The sequence below is a fragment of the Pseudomonas sp. SH10-3B genome, from assembly GCF_019891415.1.
Classification (GTDB): Bacteria; Pseudomonadota; Gammaproteobacteria; order Pseudomonadales; family Pseudomonadaceae; genus Aquipseudomonas.
In genome coordinates, this window is the sequence record NZ_JAFLXD010000135.1 from 1 (window position 1) to 478 (window position 478).

1 pseudogene is annotated in these 478 nt (G+C 62.3%); it reads right to left on the bottom strand.

The window, feature by feature from the left end:
• A pseudogene (locus tag J1G35_RS30690) lies at positions 1-478 on the bottom strand (type IV secretion protein Rhs); the annotation flags it as partial.

Below are 478 nucleotides of genomic sequence, written 5' to 3' on the forward strand. Positions count from 1 at the left end.
GAGTGGTTGGCGCGGGTGAGGCGGCCTAGCGGGTCGTAGTGGTAGTGGTGTTCGCCTTTGCGGGTGTCGAGCAGGCGGGTGAGGTTGCCGGTTTTGTCGTAGTCGTATTGACGTTGGTACAGCGCGCCTTCGACGTCGCAGATACCGTGGTTGAACAGGCGACTCTGGTCGTTGTGTTGGTAGCTGCTGAGCAGTTTCCCCTGGGCTCGTTGGTGTTCACGGCCGGCCTTGAACAGATGGGAGGTCAGCAGCGCGCCGTTTAACTCGACGGTGGCGAGGTGGCCGCCTTTGCTGTGGTTGAACACCAAGCGGTTGTTGTCGGGCAGACGCAGGGTTTGAAGGTGGCCGCAGGCGTCGTAGCCATAGCGCAAGGTGCCCCAGCCCTGATGTTCGGCGGTGAGGCGGTTTTGTTGATCGTATTCGTAGGCCAGCGCCCAGTGGCCGTCGTCGACGCTGAGGAGGTTGCCCTGGCGGTCGT